This window comes from Ruegeria sp. BA12 (genome assembly GCF_056539625.1).
Map to the genome: position 1 here is coordinate 1 of NZ_JBQFVF010000023.1, position 4325 is coordinate 4325.

The 4325-nt window shown below is 59.2% G+C and carries 4 protein-coding genes; all 4 read right to left on the reverse strand.

Annotated features, from left to right (window positions below; all coding sequences use genetic code 11):
- Genes ACR0B0_RS20780 through ACR0B0_RS20795 form a run of 4 tightly spaced genes read right to left on the reverse strand, consistent with a single transcriptional unit; the run spans position 1 to position 4325 of the window.
- Positions 1-972, reverse strand: a complete 972-nt coding sequence (locus ACR0B0_RS20780; protein WP_480649410.1) for a 2-hydroxyacid dehydrogenase — start codon at positions 970-972, stop codon at positions 1-3.
- The gene (sucD, locus tag ACR0B0_RS20785) at positions 972-1859 is read right to left on the reverse strand and encodes a succinate--CoA ligase subunit alpha (protein ID WP_170379917.1); all 888 of its coding nucleotides are present in this window, start codon (positions 1857-1859) and stop codon (positions 972-974) included. The genes ACR0B0_RS20780 and sucD overlap by 1 nt, the downstream gene beginning before the upstream one ends.
- Positions 1859-3055, reverse strand: a complete 1197-nt coding sequence (locus ACR0B0_RS20790) for a malate--CoA ligase subunit beta (protein ID WP_170352142.1) — start codon at positions 3053-3055, stop codon at positions 1859-1861. The genes sucD and ACR0B0_RS20790 overlap by 1 nt, the downstream gene beginning before the upstream one ends.
- 28 nt (positions 3056-3083) lie before the next feature.
- Positions 3084-4325: a pyridoxal-phosphate-dependent aminotransferase family protein gene (locus ACR0B0_RS20795; RefSeq protein ID WP_480649412.1), complete on the reverse strand. Its 1242-nt coding sequence runs from the start codon at positions 4323-4325 to the stop codon at positions 3084-3086.

The following is a 4325-nucleotide window of genomic DNA, read 5'->3' on the forward strand; positions in this document are numbered from 1 at the left end:
TCAGATCACCCGGTCACGTGGTTCACGGCCTTGGAAAAAGTCACTCAGATTATCGAGAACGCGGAAGCCCATCGCTTCGCGGGCCTCGCGCGTTGCGCTGCCCAGATGCGGCAGCATCACGAGGTTGTCACATTGCAGCAGATCCGGGCTGATGCGGGGCTCGCCGTCGAACACATCCAAAGCTGCGCCACCAATCATGTCGAACATCAGCGCCTGAATCAGAGCCCATTCATCAATCACCTCGCCGCGCGCAGTGTTGATCAGGAATGCGTCAGGCTTCATCAGGCTCAGTCGGCGCGAGTTGATCAGGTGCCGGTTCGCGGAGCCGCCGGGGCAGTGCAGTGACACAAAATCGCTCTGGGGCAAGAGATCATCGATCGTGTCCACCTGTGTTGCGTCGCACTGGCCCAATACGTCCGCGGCCACCTCGCTGCGGTTATAGACGAGGACGTTCATACCGAACCCGTGATGGGCACGGCGAGCCATTTCCTGGCCGATCCGGCCATAACCGATGATGCCCAGCGTCTTGCCGCTGACCTTTGTGCCCACAAGATGCGTCGGCCGCCAGCCGGTCCACTTGCCGGAGCGCAATTCGCGTTCGCCCTCACCTGCCCGGCGCGCAACCATCAGCAGCAACGTCATGGCCAGATCGGCCGTACACTCGGACAGGACATCCGGTGTATTTGTTACCGTCATGCCTAGCTCACGCGCCGAAGGTTCGCAGATATGGCTATAGCCGACCCCATAATTGGCAATGATCTTGGTCTGCGCGCCAGGCACATCCAATGCCTCGGCGCTGAGCGTGTCGGTGACCGTGGGTAGGACAGCATCATAGGTTTTCAACGCCCGCCGGATGTCTGCCGGGGACATTGGCTTGTCCCCGGTATTCAGCACGGCGTTGTAGTTTTCGGCCAGTTGCGCCTCGACGGCGGCAGGCCAGCGACGGGTGACTAAGACCGAAGGTTTAACCATCACGCAGCCTCCATCACTCGTGCGATTGTCTCACCAATCACGGCGGGGTTTTCGGCCACGGTCACACCAGCAGCGGACAGGATTTCAACCTTTTCGCTGGCGCTTTCGCCAAAAGCCGAGATGATCGCACCGGCGTGCCCCATGGTTCGACCTTTGGGGGCGGTCAATCCGGCAACATAGGCAATGACCGGTTTTGTAATGTGATTGCGGATGTATTCCGCGGCTTCAGCTTCCTGCGGACCGCCGATTTCGCCGATCATCGCAATGATGTGGGTATCCTCGTCCTCTTCAAACCGTTGCAGGATATCTTTGAACGAGGACCCGTTGATCGGATCGCCACCGATACCGACGCTGGTCGAAACGCCAATGCCACGTTCTTTGAGCTGTGCTGCCGCCTCGTACCCCAGTGTGCCCGAGCGACCAATGATGCCGACATTGCCAGGCAGGTAGATATGGCCCGGCATGATACCCAGCAGAGCCTTACCGGGGCTGATTGTACCGGCGCAGTTCGGTCCGGTCAGCACCATGCGCCTGTCCTTGGGATAACGGTACATGTAACGCTTTACGCGGATCATGTCCTGCGCCGGGATACCGTCGGTGATGCAGACACAGTAGCGAATGCCCGCATCAGCAGCTTCCATGATGGAGTCTGCAGCAAACGGAGGCGGAACAAAGACCAGACTGGCATCCGCTCCGGTTGCCTCAACGGCCTGTTTCACGGTGTCAAACACCGGTACACCTTCAACGGTTTCACCACCCTTGCCAGGAACAACTCCGCCGACAACATTGGTGCCGTAGGCCAGCATATCCTTTGTGTGAAAGCGCGCCATGCGTCCAGTGATGCCCTGAACGATTACGCGGGTGTCGCGGTCGAGAAGAATGCTCATTACACGGCCCTCATCTTGGTGTTTTGGGACAGATCGTTCTGCCATGCGCCCACCGCCCGTTCAGCGGCTTCCATCAAAGTGGTGGCGCGGATGATCGGCAGGCCGGATTTGGCGAGAATCTTTTGACCTTCTTCGACATTCGTACCGGCAAGTCGCACGATGACCGGGATGTCGATATCCAACTCACGCAGCGCCTGCACAACGCCCTCGGCGACCCAGTCGCAGCGGTTAATACCAGCAAAGATATTGACCAAAACCGCCTGAACGTTCTTGTCGGACAGAACCAGTCGAAAGGCCTTGGCCACGCGCTCGGGTGAGGCACCACCACCGATATCGAGGAAGTTCGCGGGCTCGCCCCCGGCCAGTTTGATCGTGTCCATCGTGGCCATGGCCAGACCAGCGCCGTTCACGATGCAGCCGATATTGCCGTCCAAGCCCACATAAGACAGGCCACGGTCCGCCGCGCGGCTTTCACGGGGATCTTCCTGGCTTTTATCCCGAAGTTCAGCGATCTGCGGATGACGGAACAGAGCGTTGTCGTCAAAGCTCATCTTTGCGTCCAATGCCAGCACACGGTCGTCGCCAGTGATAACCAGTGGATTGATTTCAACCATCGTGGCGTCCAGATCGCTGAAGGCGGCATAGCAGCCCTGCAACGTCCGTACCATTTGCTGAACCAGACGAGCCTCAAGGCCCAGATTGAAGGCTATCTCGCGGGCCTGGAACTCCTGCAGTCCAACTGCGGGTTCCACGATTGAGCGCACGATGCTGTCCGGGCGTTCCGCCGAGATCTCCTCGATCTCCATCCCGCCTTCGGAGGAGGCTACGATCATGACCCGCTGGCTGGAGCGGTCCAGAACAAAACCAAGATAGATCTCGCGATCAATCGGCACAGCGGACTCGACATAGACACGATAGATGCCTTTACCTTCCGGTCCGGTCTGATGGGTCACCAACTTGCGGCCGAACATCTCGTCACAGGCCTCGTGGATCTCGTTTTCACTGTTACACAGTTTGACGCCACCCGCTTTGCCGCGGCCACCCGCATGGACCTGGGCTTTGACAATCCACTTGTCTCCGCCCAGTTCGCGGGCGCGATAGGCCGCCTGTTCCGGGCTATAGGCCAAGGCACCTGACGGTACGGCGACGCCAAAATTCGAAAGAACCTCTTTCGCCTGGTATTCATGGATATCCATCTGCATTCCTCCCGTTCATGCAGTGCGTTCAAGCAGCGATCGATGTGCCGTAACGGCTTTCGAGCAATGCCTCGATCTCTTCGAAATCGACATTGCCGCCCAGTTCCCTCATGGCTTCGGCAAACAGGCGGACGATCCGGCTGACGGCCTGGCGGTTGAGCTGATTGAGGATGCCGATGCGTACCTGAACCGGCGCGCTGAGCGTCGGCCAGATCCCAAAACCCCTTGCCCGACAGTTCTGCACCAGCTCCATCTCTCGCCCGGCCAGTTCCGGCGGCAGATTCAGCACGACCAGGCTGGGCATGTCCGAAGTCACCTCGCATCCCATGGCCGTAACAGCATCGCGCAGCACGCGTTCATGGGTCTTGTAGGATGCCGACCGTCTGGCCAGACCTTCCTGAAGTGTCAGACGCAGGGACTCATGGAACGCGGCGACTGCGTATCCGGAATGGGTTCTGTGATAGGTCCCCTTTTCGACGTCCTGACCGTCGACAATACCCCAGTGACGCGCCTCGAATAGAGGATTGTGGACATAACTGTAGGCACCCGTCGCTCTGAGGGATTCAATAAAGGCATCTGTAAAGCTGACCGGCGCATAGGTCAGCGGCAGGCAGCACAGGCCCTTCTGCGGGCAGGAGGCCCAACCGGCGATCCCCGGATAGTCATCGATCGAAAAGTCATCGACGCCGAGGGATGAGACCGCATCGACCAGGCCCATCACCCCATGACGCTCGCATGCGTCCGAGAAGCCACGCAGATCATTGACGCGACCCGAACCCGTTTCCCAATGCGCCATAAAGGCCCATTTTGGCTTGTGCTGTTCCAGCGCGGCTTCAACCAGTTCACCAGTGACCGGCTGTCCGTGCGGAACATCAACGACCGTTACGCTGGCGGCCTGTGGATCAAGCGGGCTGGCGGCATGCTCCTCGGGCGTGGCCGCCTTGATGCGTAGGGTCAGCGCGTCAATGCCGGAAAAGGTGCCATTGGAGAAGGCCACGACTTTATCACCGGGCATCACGGCGGAGAACATTGTGTCCAATGCGCTCCAGCCGGTACCGGCCACAGCAAAGGTATAGGTGTTATCGGTTCCCCAGATATTGCGCAGCATGTGCTTGCATTCGACCATCCCACGCAAAACGTCGCCCTGCATGTGATCCGCAACCCCGGCATTGGCGAAGGCCTGCAAAACACGAGCATCGGTATTGCCCGGCCCCGGACCAGCAGCCAGTGTCTCGGGGATCTCAAGCGTGGGATAAATCTGAAAAGTCAT